Below are 22,566 nucleotides of genomic sequence, written 5' to 3'. Positions count from 1 at the left end.
TATATATTTTATTATATTTTTCATTTAATCTAAATTTTTGTGTTTGAATTAAAATGACGTTCTTAAACCAAGCATAAAAGTTCTATACTGAGGACTACCTCCAATATTTAACTCACGAATTTCTCTATTCTCTGCAACATGTAACAGATTAAAACCTGTAACATTCACACTTAAGTTTTTCATCCTAATTTTCTGACACAGGTCCTTACTGAACTCATAGGTCAACTGAGCACGCTGAATCTTAAAGAAACTATTGTTATACATCCAAAACGTGGATCTTTGCATATTGTGTCCATCTTTCTGCGCACTTAACCTTGGGTAAGTAGCTGTATTGGCTGTTTCCGAAGTCCATCTTCCAGTAACTACTTCTGAATATTTATCATTTCCATCTACCCAATAATAGTTGTTTGATAAATTAGCTTCTCCACCAAACTGACCAGCTCCTAATACAAATAAGCTAAGACCTTTATACTTTAACCTAAGATTAACTCCGTACGACCATGGATTACCAGACTGACCAATATGAGCCTGATCTCTGCTATCAATAATATCATCATTATTTTGATCTACATATTTTAAATCACCAGGTATTACAGCACCAAATGTAGGAACAGCAAGTCCATCGTTTAAAATCAACTTTCCATCTGCATCCGTAGTAAAATCACTTTCGGTATAAAACCCATTATCCTCTAAACCAAAAATAGCATTTCTTGGTTTCCCAGTTCTATTTTGGTATTCGTCTTCATAAAGCTCGTCGCGTTTTACAACCTCCGATTGCGCATACATGATGTTTCCTCCTACTTTTACTGAAAAATCATTGAATGTTTTTAAATAATCCATTCCAAGTTCAAATCCTGAATAGCTATCCATGTTATAGTTATCCATTGGTCTGAACGTATTATAATATGAAGGATATACAGTATTAAATGTAGTTAACTGTTTGTCAATATCACTTTTAAAGTAATTAAACTCTATCCAAAGTGATTTCATAAAATAACTTTCAAATCCAATATTTAGGTCAATACGCTCTTCATATGTCATATTTGGGTTAGCCCCCTGCGACATATTCTTTGATTGGTTAGTACTTAATCCATCTGCCCATCCAAATGCTCCACCATCTGCATACGTTTCATTGTACAAGTAGTAACTTCCAATACCTAAGTCAGACTTAACAACACCCGCAGAAGCTTTTAATTTTAGAAAATCGATAAACTCTACATTCTTCATAAACGACTCTTCGCTTAAAATATATCCTAAACCAAATGTTGGAGAAAATCCACCTCTTTTGCCTTCAGGAAGTTTAATTGAGTTTACATATGCCCCACTAAAATCAGCAAACAATTTCTTTTTATAATCATAAGAAACTTGTAAACCAAGGTGTGCATTATTATCTTCTTGAATTCTTCCGTCTGTATTTTCTGAACTTACATACCCTAAGAAAGTAGTATTAATAAAGTGATTTTGGTTAATCGCTTTTTTATAATTTAATAAACCATAAAAACCATAACGAGCAGTAAAATCAACAGTACTTACTGTCTCAGTTAAATCCTTTTGATCAGGACCACCATGTTTAGCTAATCCAATAATTGAATCATTTTCCCAAGTTGGCTCATATACAGAGTACTTATTATTAATCGACACATTATAAGAATCATAAAAGTCAAAACTTAAATATGTTCTAGCAGAAAGCCCTTCCGTGATTCCTGTTAAATCAAAGTCGATAGAATTATTAAACTGTGTTGAACGGAACGTTGATTTTCTATAACCTCCACCAATAACATTGGCAACAGGACCATTTTGAAATTGTTGCGTTCCTCCTAATAACATACCATCATAGGTTCTAGCGGCATCAATTTGTCCAGCAAGATCTGGTCTTCCAATTGTATCTACTAAAGATACAGGAAGCAAAGGAGTATATGAATTAGGCTTAAAAGTAGTACCTGCACTTAGCAAATTAGTTAATGCGCTTTTATTTGTATTTATTACCGCAACTCCATCAACACTACTTTTAATCCAATCGTTCACTCTAAAATCAATATTACCACGCACATTAAAACGGTTTGTTCCTACGTTGGCATCTGGGTTAGTTTCAACAAGCGATTGCTCATGTCTCATTCCCATATTTATATAATACTGTGTTTTTTCATCTCCTCCAGAAAATTCAGTGATGATATCAGCAGTATTAGCAAAAGAACGTAGGTATTCATCACTATAAAAATCTGTACTTGGATATTTATACTTGTTTGTGCTATTTCTGAAATTGTCTATTTCCTCTTGGGCATATGGAGGAATAAAACCAGTAATATCACTTCCTGCTCTAATGGCATCATTTAATTTAGCTTCATTAAATAGTTCCATATAATCAGCTGATCCCAAATACTTTGGTAACGCTACAGGTTGTTTTATACCATATCGAATATTTACATTAGCTTGTCTATCATTTACTTTACCTCGTTTGGTATTGATAACAATAACCCCATTTTTAGCTTGATTACCATAAAGGGCAAATGCATTTGCATCTTTCAGAACTGCGATTTGGTCTACCTCTTCCATATTCAATAAATCGGGACTACGACCAATAACACCATCAATTACAAATAACGCATTTCCTAAACCTCTAATGTTAGAAGAACCTTTTACACCTAATAACAAACCATCAATATAATCTCTTACTCTTTGTGTATTATCGTATGTTAAATGCTCCTTTGGCGTAATAGATGATACAGCCCCCACCATATTACGTCTGTATTCGGTGGCAATACCCATTTTTACGATATCTTTTTCTGAAGCCAAGAAAGTAGTTTTCGTTAGTGAAATATTACCAACAAGATCAGCAATACTTAAAAACTGTGTTTCGTAACCTTCTTTCTCAATAACAATAGCTTTATTTCCAGAAACCGTAAGTTCAAACTTACCTTCAGCATCTGTAGTTGTATTAGCTCCTTTGGAAGCTAAAATACTAACTCCACTAATAGGAGCCCCATTTTCATCAACTATGGTTGCTGTTACATCTGTACCTTTCTTTTGAGCGCCTGCATAACTGGCAAAACAAAATATTACCAGGAACCCCAGAAAAAGTAACTTATATAATTTATTTTTCTTCATCTTTTTTTCTTTAAATTTTATTAAATCCAATCGATAACACTACCAACCTGGGTTTTGTGGGAAACCTTCGTAAAACTGTGTTTGATTGGCTTCAAATGGTAACCAAAAGTGTTTTGGATAATCACATACCCTTTCAATTAGAACACTTTCCTGGAAATAAGAATGATCCTGAGGAAAATCAAGCGCTGTTTTAACTTTATACTTATCTAAATGTGCAACACCCCAACGACGAATATCTACCCATCTATGAGCCTCAAAACATAACTCAGTACTTCTGTCGCGTCTTAACTCATCCATAAACTTATTACTATCCGCTACAATTAACGCATTAACAGGATCAACACCAGCTCTCTGACGAAGCGTGTTAATAGCTTGTTCTGCAGTCAGGCTATACGAAGCAGGTGCTGTAGTAGCCCCTTTTGCCGCATGTAATGCTTCTGCATACATTAAATAAACATCTGTAAGTCTAACATGCATGCGTATTGCATGATTTTGGTTCATCGTATTATTCCACTTACTATGAAGAGTAGGGTAAAATTTCTTAAAAAGATATCCCGATTGTGATGAATTCTTTTTACGAAGCTCACCTCCTGTATATAGTTGTGCTATTTTATACTTAGCTGGTACAGAAGCTTTAGTACCTAATACATCACCATCAATAGTAATCCACTTATAAAATCTTGGGTCGCGATTTTCGAATGGTTTTGTAGGATCATAGGTAGTAGGACCATATGCACCACTCAAATCATCTTCAATTGAAAGACCATTGGCCATTCCAAAAGTATTATAAATGAAACTATGTGTAGGGCTATGCATGGACGTAGACTGTCCTGAAACTACTTTAGGCATACCTGTAGACATAAACCATCTATTATTATTAACATTTCCGGTAGGACCACTAAAAATATACTCTGTGCTACCTGCCCATGTTTGGTTATTACCCGTTTTCCAAAATACCTCTTCTATTCTATCAAATGGAACTAAACCATATCTAACACCATCCTGAGCTTTAAGCACCTCTGCAAATGCATCTACGGCCATATTACACAATTCAACATCATACTCATATGTATTAATATTGGAACCATTATTAAAATGCATTAACGGACTTGCAGCTAATAAAAGGTTTTTGCCCTTCATGGCATAAGCAGTAATTTTATTAATTCTCCCTTTATTATCTCCTAATGTTTCTGATCCATACGATTTATCATCCCAATCCATTGGTAATAAAGCAATCGCTCTATCAAAATCTGCATCAGCCTCTAAAGCACATTCTCTATAAGTTTCTGGACGCTTTAATTTGTAATTATCACTAATTACTTCTTTAATGTAAGGATAACGTCCCCAAAATTTCATGATCTCATGATGAAAAAAGGCTCTAAAAAAATAGGCTTGTCCTAAAATAATGTCTTTTTCATCTTGCGTAGCATCAATCATTAAATCGATGTTTTCTATAGCAAGGTTGGCTTTACGAATACCCGTTAAGCTACCTTCATATACGCCAGGTCTGAAACGTGGGGCCGTATTGTTACTATTATTTTTATTTGATGTAGTCCAATTATTAGTAAAATAACAGTATTTGTTATTTACCCAAAACATCAAGTTTCCTCTATCAATATTATTACTTGGCATCCATGTAGCCCAAACAGTTGTTTCGTCGCTAAATAAATAATCCTGGAACGTATGTGAAGACTGACCATATTCAACAATTAAATTGTACATTTCTTCAACAAAACCTTGCGCATGCTCAAAATCTTTAAATACATCCCCTTCGGCGATGATTGATTCTGGTGCTTTATCTAAGTAATCCTCACAACCAAAGGACAGCACAAGCGCTATAACAAGTAGTGAGTTTAATATATATCTTTTCATCTCTTTACTGTTTTAGAAATTTAAGTTTAAACCGAAGTTAAATCTTTTCAAGGTTGGATAATCACCTCTAAATTCAGAATCTGCTGTACCTGCACCATTATATTCTCTATCATCAGGAAGATCTGACCATAGGTAAAGGTTATTACCATTAGCAAAAACTTTAAGAGAACTAACACCTAACTTTTCACATACTTTTGCCGGAAATTGATAAGATAATTCCACTGTTTTAAGACGCAATACAGATGAATCAAAATAGTTAGCACGAGGATTAGTTGCACCTTGTCCAACCGACCATTCCGGCATTGTTAGAGTTCCATTTGGATTTTCTTTAGACCAATAGTCTAAGTTATGCTCGAAAAACAGATTTGTTTGTTTTGTGAAATCTCTTGAATTATATTTTCTGATACTGTTTTGTGTTCCATAAAACATCACCATTAAATTAATTCCTTTATAACCTGCTCCTGTAGTAAGAGTCCATGTTTTTTGCGGTCGAACCGGATATCCAAAAGGTGCGTTATCATAAGCACTATCATAGTTTCCGTTACCATCAAAGTCAACTACATCATAATAACCAACACGTGTGAAACTCTGACCTGCATTTTTAGGTGTAGACATATAAACATCATCCCAACTTGTTAAAACATCTCCAGGAATGGCAGTTCTTTGCTGACCAATAGGGTAACCTTCCGCTTTTTGATAGAAAGGACGTAATTCAGGATCTTCTCTATATACTACTTCATCCTTAGCATCGGTGATGTTATATTTAGCCCAAGCATTAATTCCATTTCCAAAGGTATGGTTTACACCCAACACTAATTCATATCCTCTTACCTCTACCTGTCCACTATTATAATCTGGAGGTGCTGCACCATAAAAATCAGGTACACTTCTACTAGATCCAATCATCATAATATTGTCTCTATCTTCCATAAAATAATCGAAGTCAGCAGTCACTTTTCCTCTCCATAACGAGACCTCAGCTCCTAGGTTAGACTTAACAGCTGTTTCCCATTGTAAATTGGGGTTTCCTACACTGGCTTCTTTATAAAATACATAAGGAGACCTTCCATCCATATCAGTTGGTACAAGAAAAGCATTACCTCCACTTGTCCAGTTAGTTTGATACCTATGTCTTCTATTCCCAAAATTATCATCTCCAACCAGACCATATGAACCTTTTACTTTTATTTTGTCGATCCAATCGAAATCACTCATAAATGATTCGTTTGAGATCATCCAACCTAAAGCAACCGATGGGAAAAGGTCGAAACGATAACCTCTACCAAATCTTTCGGAACCATTATACGCACCATTTACATCAATAAAATATCTAGTATCGTAGTTATAAGTCAATCTACTTACCCAGTCCTCACGAAATATAGGAAACATACTATCATTGTTAGTAAACTCTTCTCTCTTCCATAAGAATAAAGCAGAAACAGAATGTTTTGCTGCAAAAGTACGGCTATAGTTAAGGTGAACCTCATAGTTCATTCTACGCTGTCTTGTATTCGCCTTATATTCTGGCGCTTGTAAAGTCCATGGTGCTTCAACATAACTAAAATCATTGACTCCTGCATCAGGGAAAATAAACTCATCCCCCGCTGCATCATAATGTCTATAAGTAACGTTATCACCATTAGTTCCTTGATCAACCAATTTTTGCTGAGTGCTCATATTATTATCCATCGATAATCTTCCTCTAACCTTTAACCCTTTAGTAATAAAGTCAAGTTTCTGCTCCAGCTCAAAATCACTGTTAATTTGGAATTTATTATAGGTATTATACCCTGTATTTGTTAATTGAACAACCGAGTTTTTCCAACCAAAAGGGTCACTCTCGTCATATCTACCATATATTCCATCAGGATATACAGGAGTATATAAGTTAGGAGCCATCTCGTAAAGTCCATTTACAACTGTATTTAAGTTATCCACAGGTTTTACCTGCACTCCAACAAAACCAGAGAGGTTTACAGATACTTTAGTAGATTTTGTAATATTAAAATCAATATTAGTTCGATAATTCATTCTATCGTAACTGTACTCACCAAAATAACCTTTACCGCTATCATATTTTTTACCATTAATAATGTCTCTTACAGACTGGTATGATAAACTACCAAAATACTTGGCAAAATCACTTCCTCCTCGTACCGATAAGTTAACACGATAATCCTGTGCAAAATCTTTAATGGTTTCATCTCTCCAATCCACATTTGGATATTTATAACGCTCTTCCTCAGTTAAAGGATTACGATATTTATCAGCAATACCCATTGGTGTATACTCATTCCAAGAGCCTTCTGAATGCATCAACTCCATCATAATAGCTTCATTACTTACCATGGCAGCATCATAAGAATCTAACTTTTCTGGAAGTTTTGAAATCATCTTTATCGTGGTATTGGCAGATACGCTTAATTGAGCCTTTCCTGTTTTACCACGTTTGGTAGTAATTAATATTACACCATTTGCACCTTTTACACCAAATACTGCAGTTGCAGATGCATCTTTTAAAACAGACATCTGATCAATTTCATTCATATCAATATCACTCATCGTTCTTTCGATACCATCAACAAGAATTAATGGTTGTCCACCACCATTCCATGAACTTTGACCACGAATAAATATCTGAGGATCACTTTCTCCTGGTAATCCACTTCCCGCTAATGTAGTAACACCAGGAAGGCGACCTTGCAAGGCTTCTCCTACATTACTTACACCACCAGCTTTTTGTAATTCAGCACCTGTAGCTTGAGTAATAGAACCAACTACACTTTCTTTCTTCTGAACACCATAACCAACAACAACAACCTCTTCAAGACCTACGTTATCTTCCTTTAATGTTATACTGAATTTGGTGTTGGTTCCAATAGTAAGCTCTTGCGTTGCAAATCCAATAAAGGATACTGCCAAAAATTCTGCAGTTTCTGGAACTGTGAATGTAAAAACACCATCAAAGTTAGTTATAGTACCTATAGTAGTACCTTTTACCATTACAGCAACTCCAGGTAATGGTTCTCCATTAATATCGGTAACTGTTCCTGTTAAAGTTCTATCATCTTGTTGAATATTCTCATACTCATTAGAAACAGTCTCCTCATCTATATTAGCCATCAATGGAACTGATATAGCCGTCATTAAAAACAAGCACAATTTCATTGTTAAAACTAATTTCTTAGCATTCCTTAATATTGGAATCCTGTTTTTGCTTTTTTTCATAAACTTTCATTTAGATTAAATAGTATTTCTGATATAGCAAAAGTATATGATGAGACAGCTTTAGCATTTCAATATCAAACCACAAAATTTAATAAATAAACCATATTTGAACTCATAGTTCAAACTGAGCTATGAGTTACATAGAAAAATATCATTTTTTAACAAAACACTATCAACACTACTGTTTTTGGGCTAAACTAACATGCATCACACCCTAAGTTATAACATTATATTGACTTTTTTAGGAAATATTAACCCCATTATGAATCATTTAGAAAATATTTTCTGCCGCAACAACTCAATACCTACTTTTGTTTGGCATTTAGTATGGAATATGTTAAAAGTATAAACCAACATTACATTGCGCAATACATTTGGGCGGAGAAACTTTAGTGCTACTAGCATCAAAAACCTAACACTTGTGCAAAAATAAACCATGTGTTACATTTAATATTTTTATCACCTAAAACTAAAATAGTCTAATTGAATACTGGCTTCCTCTCCTACAAACCGGAAACAAATATCTTCAACCTCACTTAAATCGTATAATTCACAGGTAACTAAAACAAAGTCATTTTTTTTAGTTGCTTTAATAAAAGCCTTACCTAGCAATGCCCCATTACAGTCCCCTGACCTAACCTCGATTACCGCATCTTTAGTAGATGCCACATGCAACTTTATTGACTTTTGCTCGCTCAAATTAGTCATATTAGGAAAAGTAATACTTGCTCCATCTTTAATGCTAACTACTTGAAAGCCGCCTAAAACACATTCATTTTTCTCAATATCTTCGGCTTTCATATACCATTCTGCTTGTATACAGTTCCACTCTGCATCATACTGCCCTACTCCAGTTTCAAAGTGCGCAGTTAAAAAGTCAACATCACTAACCATCTTACCATCATTAGTATAATGCAAATACGTCATGTACGATTCTCGATATCGAGCCACCTCTTTACCTAAATGAAAATGACACCATGTATGAAACCATTGATTATTCCATGTGAAATAATTACCATGGGCACGGCTACTTAAACCATATTCCCCATTACCAGAATTACCTTTTACACTATATGGCCCGTAAATACTTTTTGATATAGCATAATGAGAACCTGCAGACAAATAATAATACCCATTGTGCTTATGAAGATTGGGTTTATCGTTTGCTTGCATATGGTCCAATACATTCTCAAGAATAATCTCCTTAGGTTCCTCAGCTAGAGAAACCATATCATCATTGAGCTTTGCGATAAACCAATTTAGCGCCTTATCTCCTTGAATATGGTGACCAAACATAATGTAAGCCTTGTCATCATCATCTACTAAAACGGTTGGATCATATTCCTTTGTAGAGCTTAAATCAACATCTAACATAGGTTTTTTAAGTATATCACGATAAGGCCCTTGAGGCTGATCAGCAAGTAAAACCCCTGTATTGGTATTACCATTAGAAAAGTAAAAATAGTACTTACCATTTTTAGTTACCGTTTCGGTAGCCCAACACCTATCAGATTCGCCCATCCAGGTTTCTGAAGGGTAAATATATCGTTCCAGCTTCCACTCTACCAAATCTTCTGAGGACCATATTTGCCAATCAGGCATAACGAACTTTTTTGCCGTTTTATCAGCATCCCTTGTTGTAAAAAGGTAGGCTTTATCATTAAAAATATAGCAATGTGGATCGGCCATACCAAATCCATTTTTTATTGGATTTCCCGCAAAAGCATGACTTACCATTAAGAATAGTACAGTTTGAAATAAAAGTTTTTTTAGATTTTTCATAGATTCATTTATTAAAATTTAAGCGTAATTATTACAATTAAAAAAGGCTTTAATAAAAATATTAAAGCCTTTTTTGATATATTAAAAGTTATAAAACCTATGTAGGTAGTGTATATTGATTACATTCACTTTTTACATACATAGTTTATTACATTAAAAAGAGTTTACTTTTATTTTGATATTGTTTACTCCAGGACTTAACCTAACTGAACCGAACGAAGTGTTAACTGCTTGTCCGTTCAAACTTATATCATCTTCGGAAGCAAGGTCAACCACAAACTCACCTACCATATTAGCTGGTAACTCTATCGTGTACTCTTTCATCCTAGCTCCTCTTTTTTTATAGTCTGCTCTGATGTTACCTTTAATTGTAGGTACTTCAATAGAACTTACTTTTAAAGTAGATAATTGAGGTTTAATTGTCACCACATCAAATCCTGCCGTTTTTGGTTGAATACCCCACATACCACGAGGAATTATATTAGCTGGAGCAGCTCCCCAAGCATGGTTCCAGTCTCCATTGCTTTTATACTTCATATCCCAAGCTTCTAGGGCCACGGTAGAACCGATGTTAATCATGTTAAACCAACTTCTATCATGTGTAGCCGTCATTAACTCTAACGCATAATCAGCTTCCTTGGCATTATATAAAGCTTCCATCAGGTATTGTGCACCATATACGCTACACGCCATACCTCTTGTTTTAACATACTCAACAACACTTGCCTTGCGTGACTCAGGAACTACATCAAACGCCAATAGAATCATATTGGCATGTAATGAAGCATGATCGGTACCTATACCATCAACGTAGTATCCTTTTTCGGTATCGAACAATTGCTCATTAATGGATTTTTTAACCTTGGCAGCTTTATAAGCATAATCTACAGCTTCTTCTGGTTTATTAAGAATAGTTGCAAATTGCTCCATAATTTTCATATTATGATAGTAAAAGCCATTTACAACCGTATTGATACGTTTGAACACGTAATTATCCTGTTCGCCAGGAATTGGTCCTTTACCTCCAAAGTTTTTAGCTTTTGGAGGCCAATCTACAATGTCCTTCAAAACACGAGTAGTATCTCTAAAACCAAGCCTTTTAATTAGATCAACATTATGATTTGGAGACTTAGTACTAATAAAACCATCTTCAACCTCTAACTCCATTAAGGTTTTTACTTTTAAGCGCTCGTAATATTTCTCAATTAACTCAGTGTTGCCAGTATACATGTAATCTTGGTACATCATCATGGCCACATGTAGTTGCCATTCGGTAGGCCAAGTTGGTTTACTCACAAAGAAAAACTCAATGGTTTTACGCGCAATAGAATACTCGTTATCAACGCTATAATGACTTAACTGATTTAAATATGCATCTGCTTCATAAGGGATACGTTCGCGATCTCCATCCACATAATATCCCGCAAAAGAAGTTGCTTTTTGCGTATACTTACACATCTCCCAAACTTGGTTTAGAACATCGTTATTACTCTTAAATGAACTATTATTATCATTAAAATTATAAAAGTATGCCTCTTGATTTACATCACTAGCCTTAAGACCTGATACTCCAACAATTTCGGCATAACGGAAAGGCAATAAAACCGGGAAAGAATCTGGTAAAGCTACTGCCAAATGATTGGTATTACGCTCATCGGCAACTAAAGGCAATTGATAACTTGTTTTACCAGGCTTTACATTAAGCTTTACTTCTGCATAGCGAATAGTACCTCCAGGTTTTCTATCTATCTTACCATTTAACAACTTCTCTCCAATACGAATAGTTAAAGTTTCGGCCTTTTTAGCTTCGTAATTAATATTCATATTAGCAAAAGCATGTTTACCAAAATCAATAAAGTAGCTACCGTCAGCTAATTTATTGAAAGATGCAGGCTCAATATACTCCACTAAAAATGAATTGTGCGAAGTTAATTTTTCACCAAACTCCCCTGTTGTAAATTCTTGTGCTTTTGAGTACTCTGAAATACGATTTAACGCATCGAAATATCTCACTTTCCAGAAATAAGTTGTGTTCTCTTTTAATGGCGCGCTTCCTAATTCAACATCCGTTGATTGATTACTGCGTACATTTCCACTATCCCACACATCTCCGTTATTTTTTTCTATCGCTTCTTTTGAAGAAGCCACTATAATTTGATAACCTTTTTGAATTTCTGCGGAAGTAGGTAACAACCAACTAAACTCTGGCTTGCTGTCAATAATTTTTAATCCTGCTGGTTGCTTGATAAACTCAACAGCTAAACCTGTTGGTCGCACAGCAAAAGGGTCGGCATAACGCTCCGCTAACTCATCATTTTTAGCACGAAACTCTTCAAGAATCTTTTGATATTTAGCTTTGCCAGCCAAGTTCTTAATTTCTTTAGGATCTTTCTTTAGGTTATATAGCTCTTCGTAATTTTTGTTGTTGATATAACGCAAATATTTCCATTCTGATGTTCTTACCCCTTCACTTGGAGGAATATTATCAAACTCCCAAAGGTGCTCAATTAAAATGGTATCTCTGTTGAGCCCTTGAACCTCGCCAGAGACTACAGAAGCTAAACTTTTTCCTTGGTATTGCTCAGGAATTTGAACATCGGCTAAATCAAGAATTGTAGCAGGAATATCAATATTCAATGCCATTTGTTCCACATCTAAATGATTTTCAGCACGCGGATCGAATACAATTAAAGGTACTCGTACAGAGTTATCGTACATTAACCATTTACCCGCTATCTGACGCTCACCAAGAAACTGACCATTATCTCCCATAAGTATAATAACGGTATTTTTATCCTGTCCTGTTTCTTCAAGCTTCTTTCTAATTTTTGCTATCTCAAGGTCGATACCATAAATCATACGGTAATACCCTTTTACACTATGTTGATACTTTTCAGGTGTATCATATCTCCATCCCCAACGCAAACGGTTAAATCCATCGCGTACTGGTTTTGGTAAGGCTTCAAAATATTTATCATCAGTAAGGTCTGCCTCTGGCATATCCTTATCATTGTACAATTTATTTGGTTCTTCTTGCCAGAAATATTGCAATGGTGCACCGTCATGTGCATGTGGCGCGCTAAAACTTAAGGACAAACAGAAAGGCTGATCCTTTGGAGCTCCATCAATGAAATCAAGTGCTTTTTGTCCTGTATAGCGGGTTAAATGAACTGTATCTCCATTCAGTTTTTGATAATAGTAACCACGATAGTCTTTATACTGGTTAGCTCTATCATAATCTTCAATTTCATCAAACATCTCCTCTTTACCCGAGAATTTAACACCAAACTTACCAAAGAAACCAGTGTAATAACCAGCATTCTTCATTAACCTAGGATAGGCTTCTTCCATAAATTCGCTACGCATCTCACCAGTTTGAAATGTATAACGGTGTGTACGCTCGTGTACACCAGTAAAGATACTGGAACGACTTGCAGAACAAATTGGCGTTGTGGCAATTGCGTTTGAAAAATATGCACCTTGCTGCGCTAATTTATCCATCTCTGGCGTTTTTATTTCCTCATTACCAGCATACCCTAAAGCACTCCAGCGCTGATCATCGGTAAGAATAAAAATTACATTGGGCTTTTTATCTCCCTTTTCGTCCACACCTTTATCCAGGTTATCCGTAGCATAAAGCTGACAAACTGCGATGTGCAAAATACTTATCAGTAATAATTGGACTCTAATCTTTTTCATTATATATATTCTTAATTTACTTCTAGAATTAGAATTTTATTTCACTACAATACTATTTGACCTATTTAACAAGTTCTTCCATTGTATAAACCCCTGTATCTATAAGTTCTTCCTGTATATTCTCTTTAGTTATTAGTTTGGCTTTCACCATTACAGTTGGAACTTCTATCTTGCCATTATAAACAACTTCGCTGGTTATTTTATTAATTTGCTTTTGTTTTAGCAAAGCATTTACTAGCTCCGCAGCTCCATAGGCATAGGATTTAGGAGGATGATATATAGTCATAGACTGCTTTCCAGCCCATACATTCCTTACTCCATTTAATTCAGCATCCTGACCACTTATAAAAACGTCTTCATCAAAATCATATTTATCTAACACTTCAATGATACCATCGGCCATTGCATCATTACATGTAAAAATAACATCCAGCTCATCTCCATATGCATTCACTACTTTTTCAAACTCATGCATAGCGATGTTACGATCCCATCCTTCAATAGCACTTTTGTAAACTATGTTTATTTTCTGTTCATCTACATAAGGTTTAAGAAGTCTTTCTAAACCTTTTTTCAGTTCATCACCATTTCTATCAAAAGCATCACCTCCCAAAATCACATAATTACCTTCTGGATGATCCTTTATGGCAGACTGAAAAAACAAATTCGATAAATGCTGGTTATCTCCAGATAAAAATGCATCATACGCTACATTATTAATAAGCATATTATAAGCAATTACCTGTATATCTTTATTTTTAGCTTTTCTAACTAAAGGAGCAATCGTGTTACCATTTATTGCAGCTATCATTAACAAGTCCAAATCTTCATTATCGATAAGCTCGTGACCTTTATTTAGTTGATCGATCGGATCAAAAGTCGTTTGAACAATAACAGGCTCATAACCTAATTCAATGATTCGTTCTTTGAAGTATTGCGACTCAGTAACAAACCTGCCTCTTTCTGGCAGCAAGAAACCTACTTTTGCTTTTTCCTTTTTGCTGCACCCTACAAGAAAAAGAACTAATACAATTAATTTAATTACACCTTTCATATTTCACCTTGTTTTGATAACGCCAATTTTAAACCATCATATACTATTAGCTCATACATATAACAAGAAAGCAAAACTCACATATTTCGTTAAACTAGAAAAGCGAATTGTACTATTCCATATAAAACACCTCTTCCAACTCAGTGGAGACTGGAGAGTTATCTGGATTAGCTTTCATTACATCAGCCATAAAAGCCCACCATTTCTGAACAATATCGGTTTTTCCTAAATCTTGAGAGCCACCATCGCCATCTACTTTTTGAAAAGCGAAAAGTGTATTGGTCTCTTCATCCAAAAAAATAGAATATTCACTTACTCCAGCATCTTTTAATAACTGTTTTAATTCAGGCCAAATTTCATCATGACGCTTGATGTATTCTTGTTTTTGTCCTTCATTAAGATGCATTTTAAAAGCTAATCGTTTCATTGTTTATATTTTATTCAGTTTATATCCTTCTCACTGTAGTTTGGGCTTTCCCCAATGACCTTAGTTATAACTACCTTCTTTAAATTACCCTAATTGTACAAATCACTTCAGACACCTCTTTTGTAAAGTATGCAATAATTGGAACTGCTTCTGCTCCTGGCACCATATTAAAAACTCTTCCTTTGTCCGTTTTCTTAATTATTAAGGGAACATTCGACTCAAGCACTACTTTACCTTCTTGCTTTTGCACTTCAATTAGCTGCGGACTCACTTGAGTAAGTTTCTCGCCTGAAGGTGATAATAGTGGAAGAACCATTGCTGATTTCTGTTTAATCTCTTGTCCTTCTATTGGTTTAGCACTCAACACAATTTTGTCTTTGGTACAAGCATAGCTAATATCAAAGGTTGATGCTGTATCCACAATCATATTTCTATCTTCATCCCTTAACGAAGCTTCCACATCGAAAACAATCTTTTCATTCTCGTCTTCTACATTCACTTTTGCTTCAAGGTCGAATAAATTAGTATACCATTTATCGTCTTTATACGATTCAATGCGTGGTGTTAAGGCAAAATCCTCACCTGGTAATGGCTGCATATTGTTTTTTTCAACCATCTTATACTTAGCCATACTGGCTGCAAACAAAGTACCCACTTTATTGTGATAAAGAACAGCTAAAGATCCTCCAGTAGCTTGCTGCACATGTTCCTTATATATAGCATCGTAAGAAGTTACAGTTCCTCTCCAATTATTGGATGAAAACAACCATGTAGACACTTCTGGAAATTCCTTTACACCATAAGACTTGGTGCGTGGCAACGGTGTATTGCCGTTGATATGAGAAAACTCTTTGGCCATATCTAAGATGGTAGCCAGAGGTTTTGCATGTGCAAAGGTATGGTGAATACAAGGTTTTACACCATGCGAAATATAATGCGGACCTCCATGTAACAAACCATCTGCAGTACATCGTTTTAATAACTCAGTATTTTTTACAGCAGCTGTTCCAAATACTGGATTATGCTTGGCCATGATGCCGTAAGTAACTTGGCTACCGTCTGTTGTTCTACTTCCCCAATAGCTCCATTTAGCCTGACGAGTACCCCAACTATTATCCCATGCTCCATCTGGCAACATAAATTCCAGATGACTTTCCATTGATTGACTCAATAGAGCTAACATCTCTTCATCATTTTCATGGATGGCATACATCAATGGTCCATTTAATGATTCTTCCACATTATATCCTAAGTCGACAAAACTCAATCCTTTTGCACTCTTCTTGGTGCTCGGTTTTCCTTCTCCAAACAACAATTTATTAGGTTCAGTAAAGAAATTTTTTACATCCTTAGCTAGCTCATGACTGCGCTGTGTATACTTAGGTTTATTCAGCACCTTACCCAACAGATTCATGGCATAAACAGCCGTAAACCCATAATTTACATTGGTAAAAGTCATCGTGAATGTTCTGTGCAAATACGCGCCAACTTCATCCAAACGTTTATACCATTTATTCTTTAATTCTTCTTCTAGTAAATGTCCATGATAATGCAAAGCTTCACCTAAAGCAATGGCTCCAAAAACACTGATTCCGCGCCACGATTTTGGGTTAGGAATAACCGTCCAACTACCATCTTCTTGTGACACATTATTCTCAGCCCAGTTCATTACTAAAATAGCTGCATCTAGGTATTTTTTATCTCCAGTAGTATCCGCCATATACATAAATGGGTATACAGCATCCATGCAACGTCCATGAATAAATCCACAAGAAGGACAACCTAAAGCTCCATGTTCTGCAAGATTATCTGGTTTGATGATCTGGTTTTTCACCATACCATCACACCACTCCTTCAACAAACCACTCACTAAGTCCAAAAATTCATCCGAATCTTTTTCTTTCGATGTGCAACTTTGAAAGAGGCCTGGTAGAGATATACCGCAGACCATACCACCTAAGGCTATATTTTGAATAAATTTTCTTCTATTCATTTTATTCTTTTACCTATTAAGAATTTTGTTTTGATGTGCAGATTTCAACTTTTTAATTTCGAAATACTATTTGTTTTCTTATTCCATCAACAATAAGAAATCCGCCTCCCATCATATTAATAAAAGCATATTGAAAAGAGACATACTCAAGAATTCTTAAAACATCAGCATCTATCTTATCTCTTGAAATATAAGATGAATAACCCTCGTTATGATAGAGTGATATAAACTCTATTTGAGGGCAATTAATATCTGATAAACTAAGACTCATTTTCATCTTTTATTCAACGCGAAAGTTAAGCGTACTAAATGATGCACAAGAGCTACCAATTCTAGCTTCAAATGCCCCTTTCTCAACTTTCTTAGTCATATCCCAACCCGTGCAAGCAAGCATCTCAGGTGTTATATCAAAACTTACTTTTTTACTTTCTCCTGCCTTCAGTTCAATTTTTTCAAAGCCTTTTAACTCTTGCATAGGACGGACAACTGTACCATAAAGATCTTTGATATAAAGTTGCACCACTTCTTTTCCTGCAACTTCACCTGTATTTTTAACTGTTATACTAACATTAATTTTACCATCCACACTCATAATACTATCTGAAATAGCCATAGTCGAATACTCAAAATTGGTATAACTCAAACCAAAACCAAATGGGTAAAGCGGTTCGTTCTTAGCAAATAGATAGCCTTTTTTAAAGTTAATTTCTTTTACACTATAATGGAAAGGGATCTGTCCAATAGAGCTTGGTACAGTTACAGGAGATTTACCAGAAGGATTTACTTTTCCGAATACAACCTCAGCAATAGCATAATTACCTTGTTCACTTAAATCCCAACAATCAACAATGGCATCAGCTTTTTCTGAAATAGTATTGATTGACAATGTTCTTCGGTGCTTTAAAACCACAATTACAGGTTTGCCTAATTTCTTCAATTTCAATAATAACTCATCCTGTAAACCTACTGGATCTATATTATCACGATCACCCAATGCATTGTTAAAAAATCCTTCTTTAGCGGTATATCCATCACCACCTGCAAATAGTAAAATCGCATCTGCCTTTTTAGCGGTTTTAACAATTTTGTCTATACCTTTTAATTGTTTTGACTCAGCTGTTAAATTTGGAACACCTCTAACTTCGTCTGTTAAATCAAATCCTTTTTCAGTAACAAATTCTACTTTACTACCAGCTATAGCTTCAAAGCTTGCTTTTACTGACTCATCCAATACAGGACCTACTAAAGCCACCTTTAGCTTTTTATCAGCACTCATAGGTAAAACACCTTCATTCTTTAATAGAATAATAGATTCTCTATCCGTAGCACGAGCTAAAGCCAACACTTTTTCAGAACGTACATATTTATCAACTTCCTCTACTTTGATGTAAGGGTTTTCAAATAACCCTAACACGAATTTTGTTCTTAAAACACGACGTGTTGCTCTATCAATATATGAAAGTAATTCAGGATCTTTCTCTACCATTTTAGGCAATAAAGCATAAGCATCCTCAGCATATAAATCAACATCCACTCCTGCTTTTACACCTAATGCAACTGCTTCTTCCGGAGTTTCTGCTACCTTCATAAAATAATGTAAACGCCCCACGTCATTGGCATCAGAAACTACATAACCTTCAAACCCCCATTGATCGCGCAATACTTCAGTTAATAACCATGGGTTAGCATGACTTGCCACACCATTTATATCACCGTGAGATGCCATAACACCTAAAGTATTTGCTCTTTTAACAGCAGCCTCAAATGGAGGGAAGATTTCATCAATTAAAGTACGAGGAGAAATCTCGATTGAAGCAAAATTAGTACCTCCAGCTAATTGGGCATAACCCGCAAAATGTTTTGCAACCGCTCCAATATGCGTACCTTTTAATCCTTCATAATCTCCTTGTAAACCAGTAATTGCACTTACAATCATTTCTGTAGTTAGATAAGTATCTTCACTAAAAGCCTCGCTCATTCGACCAAAACGCGGATCACGAACAATATCTGCTTCTGGGGAATGGGTTAAATGCAATCCTCTTAAACGTGCTTCGCGACCTACAGCATCATACACTTGCTTAACCAACTCACGATTATAGGTAGCTGCCATATTTATTGGACGACCAAAACTAGTACATCCTTCTGCATCAACGCCGTTGTAAGACTCAGTTACAAAGAAGGCAGGAATACCTAACCTACTGTTTTCTATAATATGTTTCTGTAACTGATTATTTAATATGGCTGATCGTGTAGGCGTATAATGTTCGCCAGGGTTTTTTATGCCTCCAATTCCCGTTTCTAGTTTTTTAGCTACTTTCTTCGACAGCTCCAACTCATCTTTATCATTCAGTTCAACCCCTAATTGCGCATGAAACATACGCATCTGAGCTACTTTCTCTTCTAAGGTCATCCGTGCCAGCAAATCTTCTACTCTATCCTTAATCTTTGCATCTTTTTGTTTGTAGACATCTCCTTTAGGTGAAGTACTACAAGCGCTCACGATTAGCACCAGTATAAATAATACGATTGAATTTTTGATCATGATTATTAAATTATGTTGTTTTTTAATATGTTTTATATGCACAATTGTTCTTATTTCCCTTCAGTATATTATTGTTATAAATTAGCTCATCTCCTTCACCTATGTACATATTTCTTAATTCTCCTTGGCTATTTTCTGTAATCACAGCAAAGCTTCCTTTAAAAGAGATATTTTTTAAAGAATCTTGGAATACTTCACCCTTTGATTGAGTGATGATATATTGAACTATATCTTCCGTAGGTATAGAGCTTGTAACTTTTAAGCCTTTATAAATACCGTTTTGTTCCAACTTCTCTACTGATTGTATACTTGGATTCTTTTCTTTCTGGTTAAATGGCTCGAATACCACTACAAATGGATTAGTCCAAGCTTCTCCTTCTTTTCGAATAATTAAAGTTGGCGTATCCAAGTTATCGTAAGGAGATGGCGCTTGAAAAGTGTGAGGTGCATTCACCGTTGTATATTCACGATTCTCAAAACCAGGCACAAACAGTTGCATATAAATTGAACCTTGTTTCAATTGTTTCACATTGAATCGAGCTTCTATATCGTGTGCGTATTTATTAGATGTTTTAACATCCTTGAAAAAATGCCAACCAGGATGACGAAATTTATCGCGTTTCCATTCGTCATTTGCATTATCCATATATCTATTGGGCGTTGCCTTAAATTGTAAATCTTGATTCTTTATTGTTAAAGCATCACCAATGTTATGGTATAGATAATCGTGATACTGATTAGGCAGGCTTGACTTAGAGCGAAATACATCTACATAATAACCAGTGGTTGGTGAGGTTCTAATTAATGAAAGAGTACGTTCTTGCGTAGCCTCCGCTTTGTCCCCTTTATCGTCTATAAAACTAGTTTGGGTAAATGAGTAGTTTGGAGAAACCCCTTCATTCCCTACTTGAGGTTCCATTGAAATTAACTCAACCGAATTGATACCTAAGTTAGACCAACCACCTTCTCCTTGAGAACTTCCGTTTACTATCACGGTATTGTGTGCTGCATAAAGACGGGAATAATTTTCATGAATATCCAACCCGTATTTTCCTCGGCCATTATCAACGCCTAATACTTCACCTTCGCCATATAATTCAATATTCATCCCTTCAGCATGGGCATGAACCATATGTGCTCCTCCAACAAAACACATCAATCCATCCTGAACTTTATTAGATGTATTGATATTTCTTTGTAAAAAGACTCCCGCATGATATACACGCTCGGTACGATTTAATGAAAATGACTTTACATCACCCTCTATTTCGTTATCATACCAAAACACAGACTCCATATTTTTACGTTGATATCCTTTCTCCTTCTTGGCACGATTTATCAATGGACCAAAAGTTTCCCTTACCTCTACTAAGCCATTTAATTCAGCCAAAGCATAAGAATCTTCATAACTATAATAAGGCGCACTACCAAAGCGTTTACCATCACCCCATCTGATCAACTCATCATTTGGATAAACCAGAAAATCTAGACATGGCAATGCGTAAAGCACATTAGAATATTTATCTCCTAAGCGTAAGTTTGCATCATATCTATCCAATACGAGCATTAATTTTATAATTATGGATGTTGAGTGATTTAGATATTGTGAAGTTTCTGGCCAGATATCCCCTTTCTCTTTAAAATTGGCGGCCATTACATCTAAGGCATCCTGATGGCGAGGTACACTTTGATATAAGAAGAACCTTAACAAGCTATCACGCTCAGCTTCATCTTCCATCGCTAAGGCGTTATAAACCATATTAGGGGCTTCTAATACGGAATGATTTGAACCGGCATGTCCGTAATTAATGGTAATATCAGCATAAGTTCTAAAAACTTGTTGCGCGTCTTCAATTGAGAAATCAACCTCTTGCTTTTTACCAAAATCATATGCCTTTGCACCATCTTTGATATATTCTGCTACAAAATCGTACACTAAAGGAACTTTATTTCCTAATACCCGCACTTCGCGAAAACCATCATCAGGAAAAAGCCAGCCTCCACGACCATGCCAATCAGAAACCTGATGTTGCTGCACTCCTTGGATATAAGTATGTAAAATATCGACTGCACACTGCGCATATCTCTTATCCTCACTTACAAAATAGGCCATTCCACAATCAACACCTAATTGTAAAAACTTCTCTAGAACAGCAGCAGTAGCCCATTCTTCCTTTGTTGCATTATCTAAATTTTTATGAACACCATCAACAATATGATATACTTGCTTAAATGGTGGAGTTTTTCCGTCTTTGGCTTTCTCCTTATCAAAGGGTAACTTATTTAAAAAAGCATGTGGGTTTTCTTGATGTAATTGTACATCTTTCTCAATTCGATTAATCAAATTAGCATATATCGACTTTGCCCACTCTTGGGTTTCTATTTTTTCAATTACTTGCGCTCTTTCGTTAGAAGTAACCAATATAAAAGGACGTCTTTTTACATTCGTTTTTTGCTTAGCCTCACACGAAAAAAGCAGTATTCCTAACACCAATAAAATGATGATATGAGCACTTACATTGTTTTTAAAAAAGCACGCCTTTAGCATAGATTTCGAATTTAGAATCTAAGTAACTGCAAAAACGAGCGCCTTTATGTTACCCTATCTTCATATTTTTGAACAAATGCTTCATACTTGAACATATACTTCACAATGGTATTATTTTTCAATCAATACCTATTAAATGACACACCAAAAGCATAACTAGCTCGAAGGTTTCGTATATAGAAAAACTTGTTTAAGAGCAGGTGTTACAGAAGATGTATAAGCTAATTAACCTAAACTCCAAGGAACGTTTAAGTATTCTGATGAAGTATTGTTTTATAAATTAACCCTCATTATAAAACAGAGATGAACGCCCTAA

General features: G+C 35.4%; 11 protein-coding genes. All 11 read right to left on the bottom strand.

Translation table 11 applies throughout. The features are described from left to right. Window positions 1-48: 48 nt before the first annotated feature. The 11 genes from A8L32_RS11415 to A8L32_RS11365 all read right to left on the bottom strand — a co-directional run bounded on the left by A8L32_RS11415 (window position 49) and on the right by A8L32_RS11365 (window position 22,250). Window positions 49-3,105 (bottom strand): SusC/RagA family TonB-linked outer membrane protein, encoded by a 3,057-nt coding sequence (locus A8L32_RS11415; RefSeq protein WP_066630707.1) that lies wholly within the window; start codon window positions 3,103-3,105, stop codon window positions 49-51. Window positions 3,106-3,144: 39 nt separating this feature from the next. Continuing rightward, on the bottom strand, window positions 3,145-4,977 hold the full coding sequence (locus A8L32_RS11410; RefSeq protein ID WP_066630706.1) for a RagB/SusD family nutrient uptake outer membrane protein: 1,833 nt from the start codon (window positions 4,975-4,977) through the stop codon (window positions 3,145-3,147). A 12-nt stretch (window positions 4,978-4,989) separates the two neighbouring features. Beyond that, window positions 4,990-8,205: a SusC/RagA family TonB-linked outer membrane protein gene (locus A8L32_RS11405; RefSeq protein WP_083631285.1), complete on the bottom strand. Its 3,216-nt coding sequence runs from the start codon at window positions 8,203-8,205 to the stop codon at window positions 4,990-4,992. A 459-nt stretch (window positions 8,206-8,664) separates the two neighbouring features. Next, a complete protein-coding gene (locus A8L32_RS11400) occupies window positions 8,665-9,987 on the bottom strand; it encodes a family 43 glycosylhydrolase (protein ID WP_066630704.1) in 1,323 nt (440 codons plus the stop codon). Between the two features lie 153 nt (window positions 9,988-10,140). Continuing rightward, window positions 10,141-13,686 (bottom strand): sulfatase-like hydrolase/transferase, encoded by a 3,546-nt coding sequence (locus A8L32_RS11395; protein WP_066630702.1) that lies wholly within the window; start codon window positions 13,684-13,686, stop codon window positions 10,141-10,143. Window positions 13,687-13,747: 61 nt separating this feature from the next. After that, a complete protein-coding gene (locus tag A8L32_RS11390) occupies window positions 13,748-14,740 on the bottom strand; it encodes a sugar ABC transporter substrate-binding protein (RefSeq protein ID WP_066630697.1) in 993 nt (330 codons plus the stop codon). Between the two features lie 112 nt (window positions 14,741-14,852). Continuing rightward, window positions 14,853-15,167 carry an L-rhamnose mutarotase gene (rhaM, locus tag A8L32_RS11385; protein WP_066630695.1) on the bottom strand — a complete coding sequence of 105 codons (315 nt, stop codon included), beginning with the start codon at window positions 15,165-15,167 and terminating at the stop codon, window positions 14,853-14,855. A gap of 79 nt (window positions 15,168-15,246) precedes the next feature. Next, on the bottom strand, window positions 15,247-17,160 hold the full coding sequence (locus tag A8L32_RS11380; protein WP_066630693.1) for a hypothetical protein: 1,914 nt from the start codon (window positions 17,158-17,160) through the stop codon (window positions 15,247-15,249). Between the two features lie 52 nt (window positions 17,161-17,212). Beyond that, window positions 17,213-17,437, bottom strand: a complete 225-nt coding sequence (locus A8L32_RS11375) for a hypothetical protein (protein WP_066630692.1) — start codon at window positions 17,435-17,437, stop codon at window positions 17,213-17,215. Window positions 17,438-17,440: 3 nt separating this feature from the next. Further along, a complete protein-coding gene (locus A8L32_RS11370) occupies window positions 17,441-19,702 on the bottom strand; it encodes a glycoside hydrolase family 3 N-terminal domain-containing protein (protein WP_066630896.1) in 2,262 nt (753 codons plus the stop codon). A 22-nt stretch (window positions 19,703-19,724) separates the two neighbouring features. Next, window positions 19,725-22,250: a heparinase II/III domain-containing protein gene (locus A8L32_RS11365; RefSeq protein ID WP_066630691.1), complete on the bottom strand. Its 2,526-nt coding sequence runs from the start codon at window positions 22,248-22,250 to the stop codon at window positions 19,725-19,727. Between the last annotated feature and the right edge of the window lie 316 nt (window positions 22,251-22,566).

Origin of the sequence: Labilibacter marinus, from assembly GCF_001659685.2 — a bacterium.
Classification (GTDB): Bacteria; Bacteroidota; Bacteroidia; order Bacteroidales; family Marinilabiliaceae; genus Saccharicrinis; species Saccharicrinis marinus.
The sequence above is the reverse complement of the archived record's forward strand: the minus strand, read 5'-3'. Positions and strand labels throughout refer to the sequence as shown.